Source organism: Streptomyces kebangsaanensis (genome assembly GCF_001906585.1).
Taxonomy (GTDB): domain Bacteria; phylum Actinomycetota; class Actinomycetes; order Streptomycetales; family Streptomycetaceae; genus Streptomyces; species Streptomyces kebangsaanensis.
On sequence record NZ_JUJA01000114.1, the window covers coordinates 19,353 to 19,562 of the forward strand.

Annotated in this window: 1 protein-coding gene; it reads right to left on the bottom strand. The window is 75.2% G+C overall.

The features are described 5' to 3' along the window. Positions 1-210, bottom strand: a 210-nt coding sequence (locus tag RH94_RS46990) for a hypothetical protein (RefSeq protein ID WP_199880983.1), incomplete at both ends; no start/stop codon positions are given.

Sequence of the window (210 nt, forward strand, 5' to 3'; positions counted from 1 at the left end):
CAGCCGCAGCCGCCGGCACAGCCCGCACCGCAGGCGCAGGCGCAGGCTCAGGAGCAGGCGCACCGGGCCGCCCAGCCCCCGCGCCGGACGACACCGCAGCCACCAGCCCAGGCAGCAGCCCAGCCACAGCCACAGCCACAGCCACAGCCACAGCCACAGCCACAGCCACAGCCACAGGGTCAGGGTCAGGCATACGCGGCAGCCCAGCCT